General features: G+C 66.8%; 28 protein-coding genes. 21 read left to right on the top strand and 7 right to left on the bottom strand.

Going from position 1 to position 24,089, the window contains the following annotated elements; genetic code table 11:
- Positions 1-26: 26 nt before the first annotated feature.
- Both ASE00_RS19240 and ASE00_RS19235 read left to right on the top strand, forming a co-directional pair.
- Complete coding sequence (locus ASE00_RS19240; protein WP_056383314.1) at positions 27-1,028, top strand: threonine aldolase family protein; 1,002 nt, start codon at positions 27-29, stop codon at positions 1,026-1,028.
- Complete coding sequence (locus ASE00_RS19235; RefSeq protein WP_056383313.1) at positions 1,025-1,939, top strand: DMT family transporter; 915 nt, start codon at positions 1,025-1,027, stop codon at positions 1,937-1,939. The genes ASE00_RS19240 and ASE00_RS19235 overlap by 4 nt, the downstream gene beginning before the upstream one ends.
- Here ASE00_RS19235 and ASE00_RS19230 read toward each other — a convergent pair.
- Complete coding sequence (locus ASE00_RS19230; RefSeq protein WP_056383312.1) at positions 1,936-2,718, bottom strand: hypothetical protein; 783 nt, start codon at positions 2,716-2,718, stop codon at positions 1,936-1,938. The two genes, ASE00_RS19235 and ASE00_RS19230, sit on opposite strands and share 4 nt — an antisense overlap.
- Positions 2,719-2,778: 60 nt before the next feature.
- Here ASE00_RS19230 and pepN point away from each other — a divergent pair, with 60 nt between their 5' ends.
- Positions 2,779-5,376 (top strand): aminopeptidase N, encoded by a 2,598-nt coding sequence (pepN, locus tag ASE00_RS19225; RefSeq protein WP_056383311.1) that lies wholly within the window; start codon positions 2,779-2,781, stop codon positions 5,374-5,376.
- Between the two features lie 174 nt (positions 5,377-5,550).
- Here the strand turns inward: pepN and ASE00_RS19220 are convergent, their stop codons facing one another.
- A complete protein-coding gene (locus ASE00_RS19220; protein ID WP_056383310.1) occupies positions 5,551-6,873 on the bottom strand; it encodes a dihydroorotase in 1,323 nt (440 codons plus the stop codon).
- A gap of 53 nt (positions 6,874-6,926) precedes the next feature.
- On the opposite strand from ASE00_RS19220, the gene ASE00_RS19215 reads away from it, so the two are divergent.
- Entirely contained in the window at positions 6,927-7,592 is a 666-nt protein-coding gene (locus tag ASE00_RS19215; RefSeq protein WP_056383309.1) for a YgfZ/GcvT domain-containing protein, read from the top strand.
- 251 nt (positions 7,593-7,843) lie between these two features.
- Here ASE00_RS19215 and ASE00_RS19210 read toward each other — a convergent pair whose 3' ends face one another.
- Complete coding sequence (locus ASE00_RS19210; protein WP_056383308.1) at positions 7,844-9,442, bottom strand: isocitrate lyase; 1,599 nt, start codon at positions 9,440-9,442, stop codon at positions 7,844-7,846.
- Between the two features lie 201 nt (positions 9,443-9,643).
- Here ASE00_RS19210 and ASE00_RS19205 point away from each other — a divergent pair, with 201 nt between their 5' ends.
- From ASE00_RS19205 to ASE00_RS19175, 7 genes are all read left to right on the top strand, one after another.
- On the top strand, positions 9,644-9,886 hold the full coding sequence (locus ASE00_RS19205; RefSeq protein WP_056383397.1) for a DUF2171 domain-containing protein: 243 nt from the start codon (positions 9,644-9,646) through the stop codon (positions 9,884-9,886).
- A 149-nt stretch (positions 9,887-10,035) separates the two neighbouring features.
- Positions 10,036-11,661, top strand: a complete 1,626-nt coding sequence (locus tag ASE00_RS19200) for a putative bifunctional diguanylate cyclase/phosphodiesterase (RefSeq protein WP_235538748.1) — start codon at positions 10,036-10,038, stop codon at positions 11,659-11,661.
- 67 nt (positions 11,662-11,728) lie between these two features.
- Positions 11,729-12,535 (top strand): diaminopimelate epimerase, encoded by an 807-nt coding sequence (gene dapF / locus ASE00_RS19195; RefSeq protein WP_056383306.1) that lies wholly within the window; start codon positions 11,729-11,731, stop codon positions 12,533-12,535.
- Positions 12,532-13,791 carry a tRNA (N(6)-L-threonylcarbamoyladenosine(37)-C(2))-methylthiotransferase MtaB gene (gene mtaB, locus ASE00_RS19190; RefSeq protein ID WP_056383305.1) on the top strand — a complete coding sequence of 420 codons (1,260 nt, stop codon included), beginning with the start codon at positions 12,532-12,534 and terminating at the stop codon, positions 13,789-13,791. The genes dapF and mtaB overlap by 4 nt, the downstream gene beginning before the upstream one ends.
- On the top strand, positions 13,788-14,723 hold the full coding sequence (ftsY, locus tag ASE00_RS19185; RefSeq protein WP_056383304.1) for a signal recognition particle-docking protein FtsY: 936 nt from the start codon (positions 13,788-13,790) through the stop codon (positions 14,721-14,723). The genes mtaB and ftsY overlap by 4 nt, the downstream gene beginning before the upstream one ends.
- A complete protein-coding gene (locus tag ASE00_RS19180; protein WP_056383303.1) occupies positions 14,723-15,346 on the top strand; it encodes a septation protein A in 624 nt (207 codons plus the stop codon). Before ftsY ends, ASE00_RS19180 begins: the two co-directional genes overlap by 1 nt.
- A 251-nt stretch (positions 15,347-15,597) precedes the next feature.
- Positions 15,598-16,908: a methyl-accepting chemotaxis protein gene (locus tag ASE00_RS19175; protein WP_056383396.1), complete on the top strand. Its 1,311-nt coding sequence runs from the start codon at positions 15,598-15,600 to the stop codon at positions 16,906-16,908.
- Positions 16,909-16,935: 27 nt separating this feature from the next.
- On the opposite strand, the gene ASE00_RS24265 is transcribed toward ASE00_RS19175, so the two are convergent.
- Together ASE00_RS24265 and ASE00_RS19170 are read right to left on the bottom strand one after the other, a co-directional pair.
- On the bottom strand, positions 16,936-17,061 hold the full coding sequence (locus tag ASE00_RS24265; protein WP_268801366.1) for a hypothetical protein: 126 nt from the start codon (positions 17,059-17,061) through the stop codon (positions 16,936-16,938).
- A gap of 21 nt (positions 17,062-17,082) precedes the next feature.
- The gene (locus tag ASE00_RS19170) at positions 17,083-17,715 is read right to left on the bottom strand and encodes a superoxide dismutase (protein ID WP_056383302.1); all 633 of its coding nucleotides are present in this window, start codon (positions 17,713-17,715) and stop codon (positions 17,083-17,085) included.
- Positions 17,716-17,910: 195 nt separating this feature from the next.
- Between ASE00_RS19170 and ASE00_RS19165 the strand changes: the two genes are divergently transcribed.
- A complete protein-coding gene (locus ASE00_RS19165) occupies positions 17,911-18,471 on the top strand; it encodes a urate hydroxylase PuuD (protein ID WP_056383395.1) in 561 nt (186 codons plus the stop codon).
- 68 nt (positions 18,472-18,539) lie between these two features.
- On the opposite strand, the gene ASE00_RS19160 is transcribed toward ASE00_RS19165, so the two are convergent.
- Together ASE00_RS19160 and pspF are read right to left on the bottom strand one after the other, a co-directional pair.
- The gene (locus tag ASE00_RS19160; protein WP_056383301.1) at positions 18,540-19,283 is read right to left on the bottom strand and encodes a hypothetical protein; all 744 of its coding nucleotides are present in this window, start codon (positions 19,281-19,283) and stop codon (positions 18,540-18,542) included.
- A complete protein-coding gene (pspF, locus tag ASE00_RS19155; protein WP_056383300.1) occupies positions 19,280-20,329 on the bottom strand; it encodes a phage shock protein operon transcriptional activator in 1,050 nt (349 codons plus the stop codon). The genes ASE00_RS19160 and pspF overlap by 4 nt, the downstream gene beginning before the upstream one ends.
- A gap of 174 nt (positions 20,330-20,503) precedes the next feature.
- On the opposite strand from pspF, the gene ASE00_RS23630 reads away from it, so the two are divergent.
- The 9 genes from ASE00_RS23630 (at position 20,504) to ASE00_RS19115 (ending at position 24,059) form a co-directional block, all read left to right on the top strand.
- Positions 20,504-20,650, top strand: coding sequence for a hypothetical protein (locus ASE00_RS23630; protein ID WP_156405515.1), 147 nt, complete (start codon positions 20,504-20,506; stop codon positions 20,648-20,650).
- A gap of 90 nt (positions 20,651-20,740) precedes the next feature.
- Positions 20,741-21,412: a phage shock protein PspA gene (gene pspA, locus ASE00_RS19150; protein WP_056383298.1), complete on the top strand. Its 672-nt coding sequence runs from the start codon at positions 20,741-20,743 to the stop codon at positions 21,410-21,412.
- Positions 21,413-21,416: 4 nt separating this feature from the next.
- The gene (gene pspB / locus ASE00_RS19145; RefSeq protein ID WP_056383297.1) at positions 21,417-21,686 is read left to right on the top strand and encodes an envelope stress response membrane protein PspB; all 270 of its coding nucleotides are present in this window, start codon (positions 21,417-21,419) and stop codon (positions 21,684-21,686) included.
- A 38-nt stretch (positions 21,687-21,724) separates the two neighbouring features.
- Positions 21,725-22,105 carry an envelope stress response membrane protein PspC gene (gene pspC, locus ASE00_RS19140; RefSeq protein ID WP_056383394.1) on the top strand — a complete coding sequence of 127 codons (381 nt, stop codon included), beginning with the start codon at positions 21,725-21,727 and terminating at the stop codon, positions 22,103-22,105.
- Between the two features lie 163 nt (positions 22,106-22,268).
- Positions 22,269-22,523: a hypothetical protein gene (locus tag ASE00_RS19135; RefSeq protein WP_056383295.1), complete on the top strand. Its 255-nt coding sequence runs from the start codon at positions 22,269-22,271 to the stop codon at positions 22,521-22,523.
- 27 nt (positions 22,524-22,550) lie between these two features.
- Positions 22,551-22,808 (top strand): hypothetical protein, encoded by a 258-nt coding sequence (locus ASE00_RS19130; protein ID WP_056383293.1) that lies wholly within the window; start codon positions 22,551-22,553, stop codon positions 22,806-22,808.
- A gap of 24 nt (positions 22,809-22,832) precedes the next feature.
- Positions 22,833-23,075: a hypothetical protein gene (locus ASE00_RS19125; protein WP_056383292.1), complete on the top strand. Its 243-nt coding sequence runs from the start codon at positions 22,833-22,835 to the stop codon at positions 23,073-23,075.
- A gap of 157 nt (positions 23,076-23,232) precedes the next feature.
- The gene (locus tag ASE00_RS19120) at positions 23,233-23,646 is read left to right on the top strand and encodes a SufE family protein (RefSeq protein WP_056383290.1); all 414 of its coding nucleotides are present in this window, start codon (positions 23,233-23,235) and stop codon (positions 23,644-23,646) included.
- Entirely contained in the window at positions 23,643-24,059 is a 417-nt protein-coding gene (locus ASE00_RS19115) for a SecDF P1 head subdomain-containing protein (RefSeq protein ID WP_056383289.1), read from the top strand. The genes ASE00_RS19120 and ASE00_RS19115 overlap by 4 nt, the downstream gene beginning before the upstream one ends.
- Positions 24,060-24,089: the final 30 nt, after the last annotated feature.

Below are 24,089 nucleotides of genomic sequence, written 5' to 3'. Positions count from 1 at the left end.
GCGCGCCATGGGCTCCTATCCCCCCCATGCGCTTCTTCTCCGACAATGCCGCCGGGGTCTGCCCCGAGGTGATGGCCGCACTCGCCGCCGCAAACCATCCCGACACCGCCTATGACGGTGATGCGCTGAGCCAGTCGCTCGACGCCGCCTTCTCCGCCCTGTTCGGCACCGAGGTGGCGGCGCTGTGGATTTCGAGCGGCACCGCCGCCAACGCGCTGTCGCTGGCCGCGATGGTCCAGCCGCACCAGGCGGTGATCTGCCATGCCGAGGCGCATATCCAGGCCGACGAATGCGGCGCACCCGAATTCTACACCGGCGGGGCGAAGCTGCTCCTCGCCCAGGGCGCGGGGGCGAAGCTCAAACCCGATGCGATCGAGGCACTCGCCGCGTCGCTGCGCCAGAACGTCCATCAGGTCCAGCCCGCCGCGATCTCGATCACCAACGCGACCGAATATGGGCTGGTCTACACCCCCGATGAGGTCGCCGCGATCGGCGATCTGGCGAAACGGCGCGGCCTCGCGCTCCACATGGACGGCGCGCGTTTCGCCAATGCGGTGGCGACGCTCGGCTGTGCCCCCGCCGACCTCACCTGGCGCGCGGGCGTAGACGCGCTCAGCTTCGGCTTCGTGAAAAATGGCGGGATGACAGCCGAGGCGATCATCTTCTTCCGCCCCGATCTCGCCGCCGCGACCCGCTATCGCCGCAAGCGCGCCGGGCATCTGCTGTCGAAGGGCCGCTTCGCCGCCGCGCAGATCCTGGCGATGCTCGACGGCGATGTCTGGCTGCGCAACGCCCGCGCCGCCAACGCCGCCGCCGCGCATATCGCCAACGCCGCCCATGACCGGCTGCTCCACCCGGTCGAGGCGAACGAGGTCTTCCTGCGGCTGACCGGTGCCGAGGCGGCGGCGCTGCGCGCGCAGGGTTTCGAATTCTATGATTGGGTGCCCGGCGTCGCCCGGCTGGTCTGCAGCTGGGATCAGCCCGCCGCCGAGGTCGAGGCACTGGCGGCGGCCATCGGCGCGCTATGAAGCCCGCCGCCGCGCCCGGCGGGTTCGGGCTCCGGGCGCTGTCGCTGCTGCTGCTCGCGATCCTGATCTGGGGATCGACCTGGACCGCGATCCGCTATCAATTGGGCGTCACCGATCCGGGCTGGTCTGTCGCCTTCCGTTTCCTGATCGCGACGCTCGCGATCGGGATCTATGCCCGCTGGCAGGGGGTGAGCCTCGGCATCGGCGCAGCGGACCTTCCGCTACTGACGGCGGTCGGGCTGATGCAGTTCACCCTCAACTTCCTGCTCATCTACCATGCCGAGGCTTATGTGACCTCGGGGCTCGTCGCGATGATCTTCGCGCTGCTGATCATCCCCAATGCGCTGCTCGGCCGGCTGTTCCTGGGCCACCGGCTCGGCGCGGGCTTCCTGTTCGGATCGCTGCTCGCCATGGCCGGCATGGCGCTGCTTTTCCGGCAGGAGATCGCCGCCGCCACCGCCGGTGGCGGCCGCGCGGCGCTGGGCATCGGCTTGTCGCTCGTGGCGATGCTGTCCGCCTCGATCGGCAACCTGCTTCAGGCGAGCCCGCGCGCGGCGCGGCTGCCGGGTGCGACCCTGCTGTTCTGGGGGATGGGCTTCGGCGCGCTGATCAACATGGTGCTGGCGCTGATCCTGTCGGGCGCGCCGCTGTTCGATCCGCGGCCGGGCTACTGGCTCTCGACCCTCTATCTCGCGCTGTTCGGGTCGGCGATCACCTTCCCGGTCTATCTGTCGCTGATGCGCCAGATCGGCCCTGGCCGTGCTGCCTATACCAGCGTGTTGATCCCGATCGTCGCGATGCTCTTCTCGACCGTCCTCGAGGATTATCACTGGGCGCCGTCGGCCATCGCGGGATCGGTGCTCGCTCTGGCCGGGCTGGTCTTCGCGCTGCGCGGCAAGGCGGCGGGCTAGGGCACCAGAGCCCGCAAACCCGCCCGGTAATCCGGGTAGATCGGCCGCCATTGTAGCAGGCGCTTCATCTTGCCGTTCGCGACCCGGCGGTTCTCCGCATAGAAGCCGCGCGCCGCCGGAGAGAGGCCCGCCTGATCGAGCGTCCGGAGCGGGGGCAGCGGCAGGCCGAGCAGCGCGCAGGCTGCCTCGATCACCCGGTTCTGGCTGGCCGGACGGTCGTCAGCGAGGTTGTAGATGCCGGGCGGGCCGCGATCGGTGCTCGCCAGCACCCCGCCTGCGATATCGGCCACATGGACGCGGCTGAACATCTGTCCGGGCAAATCGATGCGGTGCGCGATCCCCGCCGTCACCCGGTCGAGCGGCGAGCGGCCAGGGCCATAGATGCCCGGCAGGCGGAAGACGCGCACCTGGGGATGAAGCGCCGCCCAGCCCGCGTCGGCGGCGGCGCGCGCGGTACGGCGGCCCGCGCCGGTCGGCGCGCTCTCGTCGACCCACGCCCCGCCGGTGTCGCCATAGACCCCGGTCGAGGAGAGATAGCCGATCCAATCAGCCCGGCAGGCGGCGATGGCCGCCCCGTAGCGGACGAGCACCGGATCCTGATCGTTCTCGGGCGGCACCGATGACAGGATATGCGTCGCCCGACCGATCGCCGCCAGCACCGCGTCATCACGCGCGAACGCGGCGCGATCGATCGTTTCGACCGCGAATCCCCGGGCTTGAAAGGCCGTCGCGATATGCGATGCTGTGTAACCGGGACCGAAGATCAATAGCCGCGCCATGGCCTCGCCTTAGCCGCCACCGGCATTGTTTGTCATCTGCGAGAGGATTAGACCGGGGCCATGCTCGATATCCAGAACGCCGCCGCCAACCCGCCCGTGATCCGCCGCGAGGATTATCACGAGCCCGACTGGCTGATGCCCGACGTGCACCTGAGCTTCGATCTCGACCCCGGCAAGACCCGCGTGACCGGCCGGCTCGACGTCACCCGGAATGGGGCGCACAACCGCCCGTTGCGCCTCCACGGCGACGGCCTGACCCCCATCACCGTGTTGATCGACGGTGCGCCGCAGGCCGATGCCTGGCGGATGGACGGACCCGATCTGGTGATCGACCTGCCCGGCGATGCCCATAGCGTCGAAACCACGGTGGAGATCAGCCCCGAGGCCAATTCGCAGTTGATGGGGCTCTATGCCTCAGGCGGCAATCTGTGCACCCAGTGCGAGCCCGAAGGCTTCCGCCGGATGGTCTTCTTCCTCGACCGCCCGGATGTGCTCAGCCGCTATACGGTGCGGCTGGAGGCCGACAGGACGCGCTTCCCCGTACTGCTGTCGAACGGCGACCTGACCGATAGCGGCGACCTTGGCGGCGGGCGCCACTTCGCGGTGTGGACCGATCCTTTCCCCAAGCCGAGCTATCTGTTCGCGCTGGTCGCGGCCAACCTCGCCGCCAATGTCGACCATTTCACCACCAAGAGCGGCCGCGAGGTCAAGCTCGCCATCTGGGTGGTCGAGAGCGACCTGCCCAAGACCAGTCACGCGATGGCCGCGCTCAAGGCATCGATGGCTTGGGACGAGAAGGTCTATGGTCTCGAATATGACCTGGGCGAGTTCAACATCGTCGCGGTGGCCGACTTCAATTTCGGCGCGATGGAGAACAAGAGCCTCAACATCTTCAACTCGCGCTATATCCTCGCCGATCCCGAAACCGCGACCGATATCGACTATGACGGCGTCGCTGGCGTCGTGGCGCATGAATATTTCCACAACTGGTCGGGCAACCGCGTCACCTGCCGCGACTGGTTCCAGCTGTCGCTGAAGGAAGGCTTCACCGTCTTCCGCGACCAGAGCTTCACCGCCGACCAGGGATCGGCCGCGGTCAAGCGGATCGAGGAAGTCCGCCTGCTCCGTGCCGCGCAGTTCCCCGAGGACGCGGGACCGCTCGCCCATCCGATCCGGCCCGAAAGCTATATGGAGGTGTCGAACTTCTACACCGCGACGGTCTACAACAAGGGCGCCGAGGTGATCCGCATGCTCCACACCCTCCTGGGGCCGCAGAGGTTCCGCGCCGGCTGCGACCTCTATTTCTCGCGCCATGACGGGACGGCGGCGACCTGCGAGGATTTCGTGGTGGCGATGGAGGATGGCGGCGGGATCGACCTGACCAGCTTCCGCCTCTGGTACAGTCAGGCGGGCACGCCGCGCGTCCGCGCGACGCTGACCCATGAACCGGCGGGCGGCCGCGCGCTGCTCACCCTCGAACAGACCGTACCGCCGACCCCGGGCCAGCCGGCCAAGAAGCCGATGCCGATCCCGCTCAAGATCGCGCTGTTCGGCGAACGCTCGGAAAAGCCCTTCGAGCCCGAGCGGCTGGTGGTGCTCGAAGGCGATCGCGCCGAAATCCTGTTCGAAGGAATCGCCGAGCGCCCGGTGCTGTCGATCAACCGCGGCTTCTCCGCGCCCGTCGTGATCGAGTCGGATCGGTCGCCCGCCGACCTCGCCTTCCTGTCGGCGCATGACGACGATCCCTTCGCCCGCTATGAGGCGATGCAGCAGCTGATGCTCGACACGATGATCGGCGAGGTCGCGACAGGTGCTGCCGATCATGGCCCGGTGATCGAGGCGGTGCGCAACACGCTCACCGATCCTCGGCTCGACGCCGCCTTCATCGGCGAGACGATGCTGCTGCCTTCCGAAGGCTTCATCGGCGACCAGATGCCGGTGGTCGCCCCCGAGGCGATCCACAAGGCGCGCGAGGCGCTACGCCGCGATCTCGGCGCAGAGCTGGAGAGCGAATGGCGCGACGCCTATGAGCGGAGCAAGGCCAACCGCTTCGAGCTGAGCCCGCACGCAAAGGGCGCGCGGCGGCTGCGCTCGATCGCGCTCGGCTTCATCATGGCGAGCGGCGCCGAGGACGCGCCGCAGCTCGCGCTGCGCCAGTTCAACGAAGCCGACAACATGACCGACCGCCAGGGCGCATTCGGCACGCTGGCGAACAGCATGACCCCCGAGCGCGACATCGCGATCGCCGCCTTCTACGATCGCTTCCGCAACAACGGCCTGGTGATGGACAAATGGTTCTCGACCCAGGCCTTCTCGATCCGGCCTGACACGCTCGACCGGGTCGAGCAACTGGTGAAGCACCCCGACTTCACGCTGAACAACCCGAACCGGCTGCGCTCGGTGGTCGGGGCGATGTCGGGCAACCAGCTCATCTTCCACGACGCCAGCGGGCGCGGCTACCGCTTCCTCGCCGACATGCTGCTCAAGGTGGACAAGCTCAACCCGCAGACCGCCGCCAAGCTCGTCCCGCCGCTCGGCCGCTGGCGCCGCTTCGATGCCGCCCGCGCCGCGCTGATGAAGGCCGAGCTGCAGCGCATGATCGACACGCCCGGCCTGTCGAAGGACGTTTTCGAGCAGGTCAGCAAGAGCCTGGTGTGAACCGCTAGCCCCAAGCCCCAACCGTCATCCTGAACTTGTTTCAGCATCCACCGGGCGGCGGTAGCGAATGCAGAGAGTCCTGCGACCTGCGAGCCTGAGCCTCCCGGCTCGTCCAAGCGTCCTGTTGGATCCTGAAACAAGTTCAGGATGACGATGTGGGAAAGTCGGGCGCGCTTACCCCAGCGGCACGCTATCGAAGCGCACCGGCTCGCCGATCGCGGCATTGGCGAGGGCGCCGTCGCGCATCACCTGATGGCCGCGGATGATCGTGGCGACCGGCTTGCCGGTGATCTGCATATCGGTGAAGGGTGACCAGCCGCAGCGCGAGGCGAGCCAGCTGTCCTCGATCGTCCAGCGCGCCTTGAGATCGACCAGCGTGAAATCGGCGTCATAGCCGAGCGCGATCCGGCCCTTGTTGCGCAGCCCGAACACGCGCTGCGGTCCGGCTGAGGTCAGCTCGATCAGGTGCTGGAGCGTCAACCGCCCTTCGGCGACATGGTTGAGCATCAGCGGCAACAGCGTCTGCACCCCCGGCATGCCGCTGGGTGAGGCGGGATAGGGCTTGGCCTTTTCCTCGATCGTGTGCGGCGCATGGTCCGAGCCGAGCACGTCGGGCACCCCCTGGCGCAGATAATCCCACAGCCCGGCGCGGTGCGCGGCCGACCGGATCGGCGGGTTCATCTGCGCATAGGTGCCGAGCTTGGGATAGGCCTCCTCGCCCGCCAGCGTCAGATGCTGCGGCGTCACCTCGCAGGTCGCGATGTCCTTGTTCTGGGCGATCAGCGCGAGTTCGGCGGGGGTGGTGATGTGGAGGATATGGATCTTGCGCCCGGTCTCACGCGCGAGCTTGATGATGCGGCGGGTGGCAAGCAGCGCGCTTTCGTCGTCGCGCCACACCGGATGGCTCGACGGATCGCCCTCGATCCGCTCGCCCTGCCGCGCGATCATCCGCTCCTCGTCCTCGGCATGGATCGCGACGCGGCGCTTGCCCGAGCGCAGCACCCGCGCGAGATTCGCGTCCTCGGCGACCAGCAGGCTGCCGGTGGACGCGCCCATGAAAATCTTCACCCCCGCGGTACCGGGCATCATCTCCAGCTCGGCGAGCTGTTCGGCATTCTCGGCGGTCGCGCCGACATAGAAGGCATGGTCGCACCACATCCGGTTCTTCGCGCGCGCCAGCTTGTCGTTCACCGCTTCGGCCGAATCGGTGTTGGGCTTGGTGTTGGGCATCTCGAAGACGGCGGTTATCCCGCCGAGCACCGCCGCGCGGCTGCCCGATTCGAGATCTTCCTTGGCTTCCAGCCCCGGCTCGCGGAAATGGACCTGGCTGTCCATCACTCCCGGCAGCACCTCCAGCCCGGTGCAGTCGATCGTCTCGCCCGCGTCACCCGCCACGCCGATCCCGGCGATCCGGCCGTCCTTGACGCCGACGCTGGTCTGGACGGGGCCGCCCACGGTCCAGACGGTGCCGTTCTTGAGGATCAGGTCATAGGTCATGGCTTCTCACCCGGTGGGTTAACTTTGGACAAGCTTGCTCCTACCTTCATGCCATGACCGATACCACCCTCACCGACCGTGCCGTCATCCGTCTTTCAGGCGAAGGGGTGCGCGATTTCCTCCAGGGTCTCGTCACCAACGACGTCGCCGGGCCCTTGCCGGTCTGGGCCGGACTGCTGACCCCGCAGGGCAAGGCGCTGTTCGATTTCCTCGTCTGGGCCGATGGGGAAGACCTGTTGATCGACTGCGAGGAAAGCCAGGCAGACGCATTGGCGCGGCGGCTGACGCTCTACCGGCTGCGCAGGCCGATCGCCATCACGCGCGAACCCGATCTCGCGGTGCATTGGGCGAAGGATGGCAACGAGGGCGTGCCCGACCCGCGCCTGCCCGCGCTCGGCCGGCGCTGGATCGCTCCCGCCGACGGTGCGACGCAGGGCTGGCGCGAGCACCGCCTTTCGCTCGGCGTTGCGGAGGGCGTCGACGAGCTCGGCTCGGACAGGACTCTCTGGCTCGAATGCAATGCCGATCTGCTTCGCGGGGTCAGCTTCACCAAGGGCTGCTATGTCGGCCAGGAGAACACCGCGCGGATGAACTGGCGCAACAAGGTCAACCGGCGGCTGGTGGTCCTGCCCGACGGCAGCGTCGAGCGCCGCTCGGTCGACAAGCTCGGCGACGCACTGGTCCCCGACTGGATGTGCGAGGGACTGGCGGCGGAGTAGGGCCTACCCTCCTCCCCTCTCACATTGTCATGCTGAACTTGTTTCAGCATCCACCGGGCGGCAGGGGCGAACCCGAAGTGTTTGGCAGCCGGTGAGCACGGGCCTGAAGGTTCGTCCCCAGCGTCTTGGTGGATGCTGAAACAAGTTCAGCATGACGGTGTTGGGTGTGGGGCCGCAGCCAAAAAGAAAAGGCCCGGAGCTTTCGCCCCGGGCCTTCCCGATCCTCTCCATGAGAGGACTGAACCGTGCGCTTATGCCGCGAACTGGTTCATCGTGTTGTGGACGCCGCCCGCCTTCAGCGCGGCCTCGCCGGCGAAATATTCCTTGTGGTCGTCGCCGATGTCCGAACCCGACATGTTCTGGTGCTTCACGCAGGCGATGCCCTGGCGGATCTCCTGGCGCTGCACGCCCTGAACATAGCCGAGCATGCCGGCCTCGCCGAAATATTCCTTGGCGAGGTTGTCGGTCGACAGTGCCGCGGTGTGATAGGTCGGCAGGGTGATCAGGTGATGGAAGATGCCCGCGCGCTTGGCGGCGTCGCGCTGGAAGGTACGGATCTTCTCATCGGCTTCCTGACCCAGTTCGGTGCCGTCATAATCGACGCTCATCAGCTTGGCGCGGTCATAGGCCGACACGTCCTTGCCGGCTTCGGCCCAGGCGTCGAACACCTGCTGGCGGAAGTTGAGCGTCCAGTTGAACGACGGCGAGTTGTTGTAGACCAGCTTGGCATTAGGGATCACTTCGCGGATCTTGTCGACCATCGACGCGATCTGCTCGATATGCGGCTTCTCGGTCTCGATCCACAGCAGGTCCGCGCCATGCTGGAGCGAGGTGATGCAGTCGAGCACGCAACGGTCCGCGCCGGTGCCTTCGCGGAACTGGAACAGGTTCGAGGGAAGACGCTTCGGGCGCATCAGCTTGCCGTCGCGGTTGATGATCACGTCGCCATTGACGGTCGACAGGTCGGTGATCTCTTCGCAGTCGAGGAAGCTGTTATACTGGTCGCCGATGTCGCCCGGCTCCTTCGAGAAGGCGATCTGCTTGGTCAGGCCCGCGCCGAGCGAGTCGGTGCGGGTGACGATGATGCCGTCCTCGACGCCCAGCTCGAGGAAGGCGTAGCGGCAGGCGCGGACCTTGGCGAGGAAGTCCTCGTGCGGCACGGTGACCTTGCCGTCCTGGTGGCCGCACTGCTTCTCGTCGGACACCTGGTTCTCGATCTGCAGCGCGCAGGCGCCGGCCTCGATCATCTTCTTGGCGAGCAGATAGGTCGCCTCGGCATTGCCGAAGCCCGCGTCGATGTCGGCGATGATCGGCACGACATGCGTCTCATAATTGTCGATCGCGTGGAGCAGGCGCTGCTCCTCGACCTGGTTCCCGGTCTCGCGCGCCTTGTCGAGTTCGCGGAACATCATGCCCAGCTCGCGGGCGTCGGCCTGGCGCAGGAAGGTGTAGAGCTCCTCGATCAGCGCCGGAACGCTGGTCTTCTCGTGCATCGACTGGTCGGGCAGCGGACCGAATTCGGAGCGCAGCGCGGCGACCATCCAGCCCGAGAGATAGAGGTAACGGCGCTTGGTCGATCCGAAATGCTTCTTGATCGAGATCATCTTCTGCTGGCCGATGAAGCCGTGCCAGCAGCCGAGCGACTGGGTGTACTGCGACGGATCGGCGTCATAGGCCGCCATGTCCTTACGCATGACCGCGGCGGTGTAGCGCGCGATGTCGAGGCCGGTCTGGAACCGGTTCTGGAGGCGCATGCGCGCGACCGACTCGGCGTCTATCCCGTCCCAGGTGCCGTTATAGCTGCGGATCAGCTGGCTGGTCTGGCCGATATGGTCTTGATAGCTCGTCATGACACGATTCCCTGACTCGACAAATTGATGAGTCGGGAAAGCGCCTTAAACGCTGGAATGTCAGCCCCTCTCGGCCTGAAAAGAAGGTCGAGCGGTCAACCATAGCATCACAGATCATGCAAACTTGTAAGAAGTTTACAAAATCTCGATGGGGCTTCTCGGTCGCTCATGCGTTCGGCCCGGACAGCTAAGGAGACTATGATGGCCGATCTTTCGAACATCCGTGAGCATATGGACGTCATCGGCGCCGATGGCGTCCATGTCGGCACCGTCGACGCCGTCGAAGGCGGCCGCATCAAGCTGACCAAGGCCGATGCGGGCGAAGGCCAGCATAAGGGCCACCATCATTATATTGCGGGCGGGCTTGTCGCCGCCGTCGAGGGTGAAGCGGTCCGCCTGTCGGCAAATGCCGATGTCGCCGTCACCTTCGAGGAAGAAGCGTGACGGCTAGCGCCCAACTCGATCGAAAATGGCGCTAAATTCCGCCTAAAATCGATTGCGTAAGGGTGTGCCATTAAACAGTTGGCAACCTCAACCCCCTAGATTGCCCGCTCGCTGAAGCACCGGAGAAGGCAATGGAGGGCAGGTCGATCATGGAGGGCGCCTCCACGGGCACGCCCGACGATCGCCGTGACCTGCTCACCGCCGGGATCAGCATCGCCGCCACCCTGCTGGTGATCGCCTCGGGCTGGACGGTGGTGAAGTCGGTCTATCGCTCGATCAACGGCGGCCTGTCGATCAGCGACAATCTCCTCGTCTCTGTGCTGCTGCTCAACGTCGCGCTGTCGCTGCTCGGCTGGCGGCGTTTCCGCGCGCTCAAGCAGGAAGTGTCGCTTCGCCGTGCCGCCGAGGCGCGCGCCAGCGAACTGGCGACCAGCGATCCGCTGACCGGCCTGCTCAACCGCCGCGCGCTCGGCGACGGCGGCGCCCGGCTGATCGACGCCGCGCTGAAGCATGATCGCGCGATCGCGATGTTCCTGATCGACCTCGACCATTTCAAGTCGGTCAACGATCTCCACGGCCATATCGCCGGGGACCAGCTGCTCCGCGCCGCCTCCGCCGCGATCACCGCGCCGCTGCCGGCCTCCGCCGTTGCGGCCCGGCTGGGCGGCGACGAATTCGCCTGCGCCTTTCCCTTCGATCCGGCCCAGCCCGCATCGGTCGACAGCGTCGCCGACGCGATCATCGCGCGGATGGCGCAGCCCTTCCTGATCGCCGGAGTGGAGGCGCATATCGGCGCGTCGATGGGCATCGCCCGTACCGAGGCCGGTTGCCGGACGATCGACACGCTGATGCGCCGGTCGGATATCGCCCTCTACGCCGCCAAGCGCGCCGGGCGGAACCAGCGGCTGTGGTTCGACGCGACGATGGAGCGCGAGCTCGAACTGCGCAACGAGGTCGAACTCGGCCTGCGCGCCGGCATCCCCAGCGGCCAGATCGTCCCCTGGTTCGAACAGCAGGTCGATCTCGCCAGCGGCGCGCTGATCGGCTTCGAGCTGCTCGCCCGCTGGGAACATCCCGACCATGGCGTGATCGAACCCGCGCGCTTCATCCCCGTCGCCGAGGAATCGGGCCTGATCGGCGAATTGTCGATGTCGGTGATGCGCAGCGCGATCGAGGAGGCCCGGCACTGGGACCCGCGCCTGCTGCTCGCGGTCAACATCAGCCCGAGCCAGATGCGCGATCCCTGGCTCGCCCAGAAGATCGTCAAGCTGTTGACCGAGATGAATTTCCCCGCAGAACGGCTGGAGGTGGAGATCACCGAGGCGGCCTTGTTCGAGAATCTCGGCTTTGCCAGCGCAATCATTTCGAGCCTCAAGAATCAGGGCATTCGCATCGCCCTCGACGATTTCGGCACCGGTTATTCGAGCCTGACCCATCTGCGCGCGCTCCCGCTCGACCGGATCAAGGTCGACCGCAGCTTCGTGACGCGGATGGCGGCCGATGCCGACGCCGCCGCGCTGGTGCGGATGATCGTCTCGCTCGCCGACAGCCTGGGCGTCGCGGCGATGGCCGAAGGCATCGAGAATGATGAGATATTGGCGATGTTGCGGGCCTATGGCTGCGCGACCGGCCAGGGCTGGCATTTCGGGCGCGCCGCGCCCGCCCGCTCGACCCGCGCGCTGCTCGCCGAACGCGGCCTGCTGATCGCCGCCTCGCCCAGCGCGGTGGCCGGCGAGACGGTGTCGATCCGGCAGGGCCGCCGCAAACGCGCCTGACCTGATCCTCCCCGTGCCGGGGAGGATAGTGGACTTCCAGCCCCCAAATCCCTAAGTCGCGCGGGCAATGATGGTCCGTTTTCACAAGATGCACGGTCTCGGCAACGACTTCGTGGTAATCGATGCGCGCGAGCAGCCGGTCGAGATGACCGAGGCGCGCGCGCGCGCCATGGCGGACCGCAAGACCGGGATCGGCTGCGACCAGCTGATCCTGCTCGAACCCTCTGCCATTGCCGATGCGCGGATGCGGATCTTCAACGCCGACGGCGGCGAGGTCGAGGCGTGCGGCAACGCCACCCGCTGCGTCGTCAGCCTGCTCGGCGGCGACGCTATGATCGAATCGCTCGGCGGCATGCTCAGCGGCACCAGCGTGGGCGATCGGGTCACCGTCGAGCTCGAAGCCCCGCGATTCGACTGGGACGCCATACCGCTCGCCTATGCGATGGACACCCGGTCGATGCCGGTCGGCTGGGAGGATCTCACAACGCCGACGGCCGCCAATGTCGGCAACCCGCATGTCATCTTCTTCGTGCCCGATACCGACGCGGTCGAGCTCGACCGGCTGGGCCCGCTGATCGAGACCGATCCGCTCTTTCCCGCCCGCGTGAACGTCAATGTCGCGACGGTCGACGACCGTGCCAACATCCGCCTGCGCGTCTGGGAGCGCGGTGTCGGGCTGACCGACGCCTGCGGCACCGGCGCCTGCGCGACCGCCGTCTCGGCGATCCGCGCCGGGCTGGTCGATTCGCCGGTCACGGTCACCCTGCCGGGCGGCCCGCTGGTGATCGGCTGGGGCCCGGGCGATCGCATCAGCATGGCGGGGCCCGCCACCCATGTCTTCACGGCGGAAGCGGAGCTGGGCAGCTTCGGATGAGCGGCCCCGAGCTGATCACCCTCGGCTGCCGGCTCAACATCGCCGAGAGCGAAGCGATGCGCGACCTCGCCCGCGAGGCCGGCGACCTGATCATCGTCAACAGCTGTGCGGTCACCGCCGAGGCGGTCAAGCAGGCGCGCAAGGCGATCCGCCAGGCCGCGCGCCGCCGCCCCGATGCCCGCATCGTCGTCACCGGCTGCGCCGCGCAGACCGAGCCCGGCACCTTCGCGGCGATGCCCGAGGTGGCGCGGGTGATCGGCAATGCCGACAAGGGCCGCGCCGATCTGTTCGGCTTCGCGGCGGGGCAGACCGCTGACATCCATGTCTCCGATATCATGGCCGTCCGCGAGACCGCGCCGCACATGGCCGCCGCCTTCACCGATCATGCCCGCGCCTTCGTCGAGGTGCAGAATGGCTGCGACCACCGCTGCACCTTCTGCGTGATCCCCTATGGCCGGGGCAACAGCCGCTCGGTCCCCGCCGGACTGGTGATCGACCGTATCCGGACGCTGGTCGACCAGGGCCATGCCGAGGTGGTGCTGACCGGGGTCGACCTGACCAGCTACGGCCCCGACCTTCCCGGTGCGCCGACCCTGGGCATGTTGGTAGAGCGCATATTGGCGCATGTCCCCGGACTGAAGCGGCTGCGCCTGTCGTCGCTCGATTCGGTCGAAATCGACGATCGCCTCTTCGCGCTGCTGACCCAGGAGGCACGGATCATGCCGCACCTCCATCTGTCGCTACAGGCCGGCGACGACATGATCCTCAAGCGGATGAAGCGCCGCCACAGCCGGGCGGATGCCGTGGCGATGGTCGAACGCCTCAAGGCCGCCCGGCCCGATATCGCGATCGGCGCGGACCTGATCGCCGGTTTCCCGACCGAGGACGAGGCGATGGCCGCGAACAGCGCCGCGCTGATCGACGATTGCGACATCGTCTTCGGCCATGTCTTTCCCTATTCGCCGCGCGCGGGCACCCCCGCCGCGCGGATGCCGCAGCTCGACAAGGCGACCATCCGCCGCCGCGCCGCGCACCTGCGTGAGCGCGCGGCCGCACGGCGCGCAGCTTGGCTCTCGACCCTGGTCGGCAGCCGCCAGGAGGTGCTGGCCGAACGCGGCGGCGGCGGCCATGCGGCGAATTTCGCGCATGTGCGTTTCGACGGTGCCGCGCCCGAACCCGGGCGGATCGTCACCACCACCATTACCGGCCTCGATGGCGATGGCCTCAAGGGAACAGCAACAGGCATGACCGCATGAGCGAGACGAGCTGGCGCGACAAATTGTTCGGCGGCTTCCGCAAGACATCCGACAAGCTGGGCGAGAATCTCACCGGCCTGTTCGGCAAGGCCGCGCTCGACGCACAGACGCTCGACGAGATCGAGGAGGCGCTGATCGCGTCGGACCTCGGCCCCGTCACCGCGGGCCGCATCCGCGAGCGGCTGAAGGGCGAGATGTTCGAGAAGGGGCTCGACGAACGCGCGCTGCGCGAGATCGTCGCGCAGGAGATCGAGAAGGTGCTGGCCCCCGTCGCCAAGCCGCTTGAGATCGAGGCCTTTCCGCGTCCGCAGGTGATCCTGGTGATCGGCGTCAACGGATCGGGCAAGACGACGACGATCGCCAAGCTCGCGCATTGGCTGAAGGAGCAGGACTATGCGGTCATGCTCGTCGCGGGGGACACCTTCCGCGCCGCCGCGATCGGCCAGCTCAAGGTCTGGGCCGAGCGGGTCGACGTGCCGATCATCACCGGCGCCGAGGGCGGCGATGCGGCGGGCCTCGTCTATGAAGGGGTCAAGCAGGGCACCGCGAAGGGCATCGACGTGCTGATCGTCGACACCGCCGGTCGTTTGCAGAACAAGACTGGCCTGATGGACGAGCTGGCGAAGATCAGGAAGGTTCTCGGGCGGTTGAACCCGGCGGCGCCGCATGACGTGCTGCTGGTGCTCGACGCCACGACCGGACAGAATGCGTTAAGCCAGATAGAGATATTCAAGGAGACGGCGGGCGTGACCGGCCTGATCATGACCAAGCTGGACGGCACCGCGCGCGGCGGCGTCCTGGTCGCGGCGGCGGAGCGTTATGGCATGCCTGTGCATGCGATCGGGCTGGGCGAAGGGGTCGACGACCTCAAGCCCTTCGACCCCGCCGAAGTGGCCCGCGCGATCGCGGGCCTGGAGAGGATCAGCAGATAATGGGTGACGTTGCGTTGAAGTCCGGCGACAAGGCCCGCGAGCCCGGCCCGGCGATGCGGCTGGCGATCGACCTCGGGCCGCTGCTCGTCTATCTCGCGGTCTACTGGTTCACCAAGAATATCGTGCTGTCGACCGGCGTCTTCATGGCCGCCACCCTCGCCGCGATCGTCACCTCCTGGCTCACGACACGCCGGATATCGGCGATGCTATGGTTCTCGGGCGCGATGGTGCTGGTGTTCGGCGGGCTCACCGTCTGGCTGCACGACGCAACCTTCATCAAGATGAAGCCGACCGTCTATTATCTGATGGTCGCCGCAATCCTCGGCTTTGGCCTGTGGAGCGACCGCCCCACGCTCAAGCTGGTGCTGGGCCAGGCTTATCCCGGCCTCACCGATACCGGCTGGACCAAGCTGACCCGCAATTGGGCGCTGTTCTTCGTCGCGATGGCGGTGGCGAACGAGGCGGTGTGGCGCTCGACCAGCATGGAATTCTGGCTCGGCTACAAGCTGTGGGGCGCGATGCCCGCGACGATCCTGTTCGCCTTCGCCAATGTCCCGATGCTGATGAAGCACGGTCTCAACGCCGAAAAGGCCGAGGACGCGGCGCTGCCGCCGCAGGGGTGAGCAAAAAGCTCCTCTCCCATTTGGGAGAGGAAGGGGCCCGCTGGCGAAGCCAGTGGGAAGGTGAGGGCACGCGCCCTATCCACGGTATAACGGCCGGATAGGGCGCGTGCCCTCACCCACCACCGCTTCGCGGCGGTCCCCCCTCTCCCCTGCAGGGAGAGAGATTTTTCATCGAACTTTCATAGAGTTGTCACACCCGGCTTACCGGCTGTTTACGCCTTAAGTCTAATCGGACCCGTAAGGAGCCGATGATGACCAGCCTTGCCGCGATAGTCCCCGATCTGCAGAACGGCGCGCTGCCCGACCGCGCGCTGACGACCCAGACGATCCGCGAGGATGCCGAACTGCGCGAGGCGATCGCGCTGTTCCGCGCGACGCCCGAGATCGAGGCGCTGCCGGTGGTCGATGCCGAGGGCCATCCGGTCGGCGCGGTGCTCGAACGCGATATCCGCGCGCTGCTGCTCAACCCCTTCGGCCACGCGCTGCTCCAGAATGACAGCCTCTACCGCCAGCTCGACGATTTCGTCCGCCCGCTGCCGATCGCCGAGATCGATGCGGGACTCGGCCATTTCTTCGCGCTGATCTCGCAGGGGCAGGGCTATGAAGCGCTGATCCTGACCCGGCAGGGCCGCTTCGCCGGAGCGGTCAATGGCCGCACCCTGCTGCGCATGGCCGCCGATCGCGAAGCGGTGCTGGGCGCGCGCCGCGCCGCGCGGCTGCGGCGGATCGCCGATGCCTCCCAAGCGATGCGTGCCGAGGCTGCGCAGATGTCGCACGAGATCGCGAGCGCCTCCGCCCGGCTACAGGATGCCGCGCAGGACATGAGCGCGCGCGCGGGCGAGGCGGGGGCCAAGGGCCTGTCGGTCATGGCGGCGGCGACCCAGGCGGCGGACAATGTGGGCGACATCGCCGCGCAGGGGCATCAGCTCGCGGGCGAACTCGAAATCCTAGGCCGCGAGGTCGCCGAGGCGCGCGCCTCCACCATGCGGGTCGGCGAATTGATCGAGGATGGCGGCATCCGCGCCCGCCAGCTCTCGGAAACCACCCGCGAGATCGGCGAGGTGGTCGAGACGATCGACAGGATCGCGCGCCACATCAACCTGCTCGCGCTCAATGCGACGATCGAGGCGGCGCGGGCGGGCGAGGCGGGCCGCGGCTTCGCGGTGGTGGCGTCCGAAGTGAAGGCGCTTGCCCAGCAGACTCGCGACGCCGCGGGTCAGGTCGCCCAGCGCATACTGAACGTCCGCAACGGGGTGGGCAGCGTCGCCGCCGGCCAGGCCGGAATCGAAGCGGCGGTGGCGACCCTCGACGGGCTCGCCTCCTCGATCGACGAGGCGGTGGCGCGCAACGGCGCGGCGAGCCAGCGGATCAGCGCCAAGGTGCGCGACGCCGCCGACGCCAACGACCATATCCGCCTCCAGGCCGCCGACATCAGCGCCACCGCCAGCGACGCCGCCACCGGCTCGGAGGCGATGATCAGCATTGCCCGCTCGCTCGGCACCGGCGCCGACCGGCTGCAACGGCGCCTGAACGTCTTTCTGGAGGATATCGGCGCGGCTTAGAACGTCGCCGCGATATTTCCTCAACCGTCATGCTGAACTTGTTTCAGCATCCACCGGGCGGCAGGGGCGAATCCAGAGATAGAGCGTGGCGACGCCGCGCCCCTTCCAGATCATCCCCGTGCGGATGAGTGGATGCTGAAACAAGTTCAGCATGACGAATGGATTTGGAGGGTCTTACGCCGCCTGCGCCAGATCGCCCTGCGCCACCGCGTCGCCCTCGATGTTCCGCGACACGAAGTCCCAGTTGATCACCTTGCCGAGCACTTCCTCGGCGAATTTCGGCCGCGCGTTGCGATAGTCGATATAATAGGCGTGCTCCCACACATCAAGGGTGAGGAGCGGCTTGATCCCCTCCTGGCCGAGCGGGGTTTCGCCGTCGTGGAGCGAGGTGATCTTGAGCGCGTCGCCCGCCAGCACCAGCCAGGCCCAGCCGCTGCCGAAATGGCCGACGGCTTCAGCGGCCAGCTTCTCGACCAGCCCCTGCCGGTTTCCGAACGCCGCCTCGATCATCTGGGCGAGCTTGCCGGACGGCTGCGTCGACCCTTCGGGGGCGAGGCACTGCCAGAAGAAATCATGATTCCAGATCTGCCCGGCATTGTTGCTGAGCGGCTTGTCGCCCTGGTCCTTGGCGAGACGGATCACCTCGACCAGCGATTTACCCTCGAGCCCCTTCTCGCCGATCCAGCCATTGACCTTGTCGATATAGGCCTTGTGATGCTTGCCATGATGATAGTCGAAGCTCTCGGCCGACAGGACCGGCTCCAGCGCGGCGCGGTCGAAGGGGAGCGGGGGAAGCTGGAAGGCCATGTCGGAAGTCTCCATTGGGTAGTGAGTCCGCCGCTTAACGAGCGGGCTCCCGCTAAGCTCCGCCTTTTGCTGGAATTCCACCGCAAAACTGCCCCGCAGCATCATTCTGTGTGACAAACGATCGCCGGATTCCTAAAGTGCATCCTGAAGCGATCCGCGTGGCAAGGGTGCGGACGCAAAATGCAGGGGACCGCCATGGACAAGTTTTTCGGCAATCTACATCTGGTGCTGCTTACCGGCCTCGTCGCCGCTATCGCCCTGATCGCCTATCTGGGCCCTGATCAGACGCTGCTGCTCAGCTATGTGCTGCGCTGGCTGCATGTCTTCTTCGGCATCACCTGGATCGGCCTGCTCTATTATTTCAACTTCGTGCAGATCCCGACGATGCCGTCGGTGCCGGCCGAGCTGAAGCCGGGCGTTTCCAAATATATCGCGCCGAACGCGCTGTTCTTCTTCCGCTGGGGCGCCGCCTTCACCGTGCTGACCGGTCTCGCCGTCGCGCATGTCAGCGGTTATCTCCACCAGGCGCTTACCTTTACGGCTGGTTTCGAACTGATCGGCATCGGCATGTGGCTGGCGTTGATCATGGCGTTCAACGTCTGGGTCATCATCTGGCCGAACCAGAAGAAGGCGCTGGGCATCGTCGAGGCCGACGCCGACACCAAGGCGAAGTCGGCAAAGACCGCGATGATCTTCTCGCGCGTCAACACGCTGCTCTCGATTCCGATGCTCTACGCGATGGCAAACTTCTCCTGATGGTTGTTTGACATCATGAAGAAAGGGCCGGGGGCGCAAGCCTCCGGCCTTTTTCTTTTGGGCGTCCGTCAGCGGCGATGCCGCATCCACGCGCGCTTCGCCGCGCGGGCCAGCCGGCGCAGCGGCCCCGGCAATCGGTCGAGCGGGCCCGGCGGGGCGATGTCGGTGCGCGATGGCCGCTGATGGCCGAGCGGCGGGCGGGCGAGCCAGGTCGACAGGTCGCTTCGGCTCGCGCGGAACCAGCTATAGGCCCCATCGACATGCATCGGCCCGCCTTCGGCGCTGCCGCGCGGGCGGGTGAGCATCGCCTCCAGATAGGGTATCAGCGCCGCGATCGCGGTGCGGCCGAAGCCGATGAAATGGGTCGTCCGCACCGCTGCCGCGCCATCGGCGAGCATCAGCGGGGTGGCGGCAGGATCGGCGGCGCCGACCCCCTCGGGCAGCGCATAGCCGCCATAGAAGATGTCGAAGCCGAGGACGTCGAGCTGGTCGAGCGCGGGCGGCAGCAGCCGCTCGATCCCCGCGGCGAAATCGCAATCATCCTCGAGGATCAGGATCGCGTGGCAGCCGAGGTCGCGCGCCTCGCGCAGCATCGCCAGATGGCTGAGGAAACAGCCATGTGCGCCGATATTGGCGAAGCCGCCCGCGTCGGCGGGGCGGATCGCGGGGAAAAGCCGCACGCGCGGATCGCCGAGCGACGTGCCGATCCGGACCAGTTCGCCCGCCATTTCGTCGCGGCGGTCGGCGCGGCCCGGCAAGTTGAGGATGTAGAGCCGGTCGAAGCTCGCGAAGAGCCGATCGGCGGGGGTCATGCCTGCCTGTCGAGCAGGTCGTGGCGGCGCAGCGCGTGGCGCAGCTGGTCGTAGCTCAGCTTGAGCGCGACCGCGGTGGCGCGCTGGTTGAAGCGGCAGCGCCGCAGCGCGGCTTCGAGCAGCGCCTTCTCATGCGCCAGCACCGCAGCGCGGAAATCGTCGCAGTCGAGATGGCTCGGGGCCGCCGCCGGAACCGGAACCGCGGCGGGCGCGGGGAGCGCAGCGTCGCCAGACGCAGCGGCGGGAGCGGCTGCCGGCGAGGCGGCGGGCCGCCAGGGGCTGTCGAACGGATCGAACTGGATCGCGTCGACCGGGGTCTCGGGATCGTCCCAGCGATAGACCGCGCGCTCGACGACGTTGCGCAGCTCGCGGACATTGCCGGGCCACTGATAGTCGGCGAGGATCTGCGCGGCGGCGGCGCTGAAGCCCGGCCAATGGGGCCAGCCCAGTTCGGACGCCATGCGCCGCGCGAAATGATCGGCGAGCACCGGCACGTCGCCCTCGCGGACGCGCAAGGGGGGCAGCGTCACCACCTCGAACGACAGCCGGTCGAGCAGGTCGGCCCGGAAGCGGCCCTTGTCGACCAGCTCGGGCAGATTCTCATTGGTCGCGGCGACGATGCGGACGTCGACGCGCACTGCGCGCGACGATCCGATCCGGGTCACCTCGCCATATTCGACGGCGCGGAGCAGTCTTTCCTGCGCGCCCATCGACAGCGTCGCCAGCTCGTCGAGGAACAAGGTGCCGCCATGAGCCTCTTCGAAGCGGCCCACGCGCGCCTTGGTCGCGCCGGTGAAAGACCCCGCCTCGTGCCCGAACAGCTCGGCCTCGATCAGCGTCTCGGGCAGCGCGGCGCAGTTCATCGTCACCAGCGGCCCGTCCCAGCGCGGCGACAGGCGGTGGAGGCGCTCGGCGACCAGCTCCTTGCCGGTGCCGCGCTCGCCGATCACCAGCACCGGGCGGTTGAGCCCGGCGGCGCGGCTGGCCCGCTCGACCGAGTCGAGAAAGGCATAGGACTGGCCGATGAATTGCGCTTCGCGTTCCACGCCTGAGAGTTGGCAAATTTTCCTAAGTCTTGGCAACAGCAAAATGTGCGGGCCAGCCGGCCATAGCTGAAAAAGCCCGGATTTAAGCCATTTTCGAAATTGGCACGGTCCCTGCAATATATCTGGCAACACCGGCCGATGCCGGGAACGCCAATGTCATCAAGGACCACGACCATGTTCAAGCTCGACAAGATCGACCTCCAGCGCATCACCGTTTCGACGATTGGTGCGGTCGTTCTTTCCACCATCTGCGTGCTGGGCGCCGTCGCCCCGGCCCGCGCCGATGTGGCCGCCGCCAAGGTTGTCCAGATCGTCAAGTAAAGCATGGCGTCCAGGCCCGAAGCGGATAAGCTGCCGGGCCGGACGCTCCCCCCAACCAACAGTATCGAGCGTATTCCAAGGAGCCAGACGATGGGGATTTTCTCCCGCACCCGAGACATCATCGCCGCCAACGTCACCGACCTGCTCGACAAGGCGGAAGACCCGGCGAAGATGATCCGCATGATCATCCTCGAAATGGAGGAAACCCTCGTCGAGGTCCGCGCCTCCGCCGCGCGCACCATCGCCGACCAGAAGGAACTCCGCCGGCAGATCGCCAAGCTGGAGACCGTTCAGGCAAACTGGCTCGAAAAGGCTGAACTCGCGCTGTCGAAGGACCGCGAAGACCTCGCCAAGGCCGCGCTGATCGAGAAGCAGAAGGCCGCCGACCTGGCCGAGCAGCTTCAGGACGAGATCACCCTGCTCGACGAGTCGCTGAAGTCCTCGGAAGGCGACATCGCCAAGCTGCAGGGCAAGCTGCGCGAGGCACGCGCGCGCCAGAACAGCATCGTCACCCGCCTCGAATCGGCGAACAACCGCGCGAAGATGCGCGAGATGTATGCCGGTCCGAAGATCGACGACGCCTTCTCGCGCTTCGAGCTGCTCGAGCGCCGGGTCGACTATGCCGAGGGCCGCGCCGATGCGGCGGGCATGGGGGCCGCGCCGAAGACCCTCGAGGAAGAGATCGCCGAGCTGCGCTCGAGCGACAAGGTAGACGCCGAACTCGCCGCGCTGAAGGCGAAGGCCTCGGGCAAGGGAGCCTGATCCGATGGAAGACACGCTCGTCCCCATCGTCGTCGTCGGCATCCTCTTCCTCGGGCTGCCATGGCTGATCTTCCACTATGTCACCCAGTGGAAGAAGAATGGCGGCCTGACGGTCGAGGATGAGAAGCTGCTCGACGACATGCACGTCCTGGCGCGTCGCCTCGACGAACGGCTCGGCACGCTGGAGAAGATCCTGGACAGCCAGGACCCGGCATGGCGCCCCCGCCAGGCCGCCGAGCGCAGCCATGATGAAGACTGGCGCCGCGACAATTGACCGCTGGCAGCCGCTTGCAACAGGAAGGGAAGTTCGAAATGTCCGCTCGCCGCACCAAATTCTACCTCGACAAGCGTAACCGCAAATGGCTGGGCGTCTGCGCCGGGCTGGCCGACTATACCGGCGTCGACGTGACGCTGATCCGGGTGGGCGTGGTGATCCTGACGATCATGACCTTCCCCTGGGCGCTGGTCGCCTATCTCGTGATCAACTGGCTGGCCAGCGACAAGCCCGGCGAATTCTATGGCGAGAGCCGCGAGGACGAGAAGTTCTGGCAGACGGTGCGGGCCCGGCCCGGCGCGTCGGTCCGCGACGTCCGCGCCAAGTTCCGCGACATTGATCGCCGCATCGCCGACATCGAGACCCATGTGACGAGCCACAATTCGGCACTGGCCCGCGAGATCGACGCACTGCGCTGACGGCCCTGCCGGCGTCGCGACCGAATATTTCGCAGGGCGCCGCCAACACCGACGGAAGATTACCGTCTTGACGATTTTCGTCGAGCCAGGATGCTGTTTGTCGAAAAAAATGGACAAACAAAAGTGTAAACAGTGATCGCAGCATGGTTTAGGGGTTTGAACGATGAACTGGTTCCCTTTCATGGTGTTGAGCATCCCGATCCTGGGCATCGCCGCCTGGGTCGCCACCGACTGGATGCGCTTCCAGGAAAAGAAGCTCGCCGCGATCTCCGCCGACACCGCCGAGAAGGCCGCGCAATATGCGGCGAAGACCGAGCGGCTCGAACAGCGCGTCGCCGTCCTCGAACGCATCCTGACCGACCGGTCGACGGTGCTGGCCGACGAGATCGACCGGCTGCGCGACCAGCCCATCAACTGATCCCAAGCCGAGTTTCGGAGACTCCAGATGAATCCCTTCGAAATGGTGGTGCTGATCGTCGCGATCACCGCGATCGCCAGCATCTTCCGCGCCAAATATGGCGTTGTCCGCCGCCACAAGGGCGAGGATTATGTCCGCCCTGCCGACGATGCCGAGAACCAGCGGCTCCGTGACGAATTGCGCGCGCTCAAGGAGCGGGTCGCGGTGCTCGAGCGGATCGCCACCGAAAACGACCGCGGCCTGACCCTCGATCGCGAGATCGAAGCGCTCCGCCACCGCGACTGAGCGAAGACGAAAGGAAACCTGACCATGCAGGATCCCATCTTCTGGCTGACCATCAGTGGCGCGAGCCTGATCGGCGTCGTCGTCCTGGCCTGGACCGCGCTGAGCGGCTGGCGCGGCTGGCTCGAACTCGAGCGGATGAAGCTCCAGGGCCAGCATCACGCCCCGTCTGCCCCCAGCGCCCCTTCCCCCGCCGCCCGCATCGAACTCGCCGACCTCAAGGAACGCGTCCGCAAGCTTGAGGCGATCGCGGCCGGGGTCGATCTGTAATCACGTCCGCAAGCCGTCATGCTGAACTTGTTTCAGCATCCACTCTTCCGCAGGGGCATGCCCCAAGATCATGGGTGGATCCTGAAACAAGTTCAGGATGACGGTTGAAAAGGGGAAGTCGGTTCAAATCTGCCCCGAAATCCTCTAGCTCGCTTGCATGACCGAGCCCGCCCGTTTCGACGACATCGTCGAAGAATATAAATTTCTCGACGCCGACGACCGCTATCGCCTGCTGATCGATCTCGGCAAGGCGCTGGAGCCGATGCCCGATGCGCTGAAGACCGACGCGACGCTGGTGCGCGGCTGCTCTGCGGCGGTGTGGGTCTATCCCACCGTCCGCGAAGACGGCTCGCTGCACTTCCTCGCCGACAGCAACGCCGCGATCACCAAGGGCATCATCGCGCTGGTGCTGCTGACCGTGCAGGACAAGCCGGCCGCGGAGATCCGTGACACCGACATCGCTGCCGCGCTGGCGCCCTTCGACCTGAAGAACCAGCTCAGCTCGAACCGCACCCAGGGAATCCCCAACATGATCGCGCTGATCCAGGCGACCGCGGAGCGCTACGCATGACCCGGCGGCTCGCCCTGCTGCTGCTCGCCGTCGCGCCGCTCGCCGCGCCCGCCCCCGCCGCGCCGCCCGCCGCCAGCTTCGCGACCGGCAGACTGACCATCGCCGGCGAAAGCTTCGCCGCTACCGATATCCTCGACGCCCGCGCGCTGCCCGACATAAACAGCAAAGTCGGCATCATGGTGACGCTGACCCCGGCCGCCACGAAGCGCCTCGGCGAGATCACCGAATCGCTGATCGGCAAGCCGATGCAGATCGCGCTCGACGGCAAGACGCTCGCCACCGAACTGATCCGCAAGCCGCTGACCGGCGGGGTGATCGAGATTCCCGGCCGCTGGAACCTGACCGACGCCGAAGCCCTCGCCCGCCGCATATCCGGCCGCGACCCGCTCCCCGACGATCTCGGCGCGGAGTAGGCTCCGCTAATCCGTCAGACGTGACGGGCA

The sequence above is a fragment of the Sphingomonas sp. Root710 genome, assembly GCF_001429065.1.
Taxonomy (GTDB): Bacteria; Pseudomonadota; Alphaproteobacteria; order Sphingomonadales; family Sphingomonadaceae; genus Rhizorhabdus.
The sequence above is the reverse complement of the archived record's forward strand: the minus strand, read 5'-3'. Positions and strand labels throughout refer to the sequence as shown.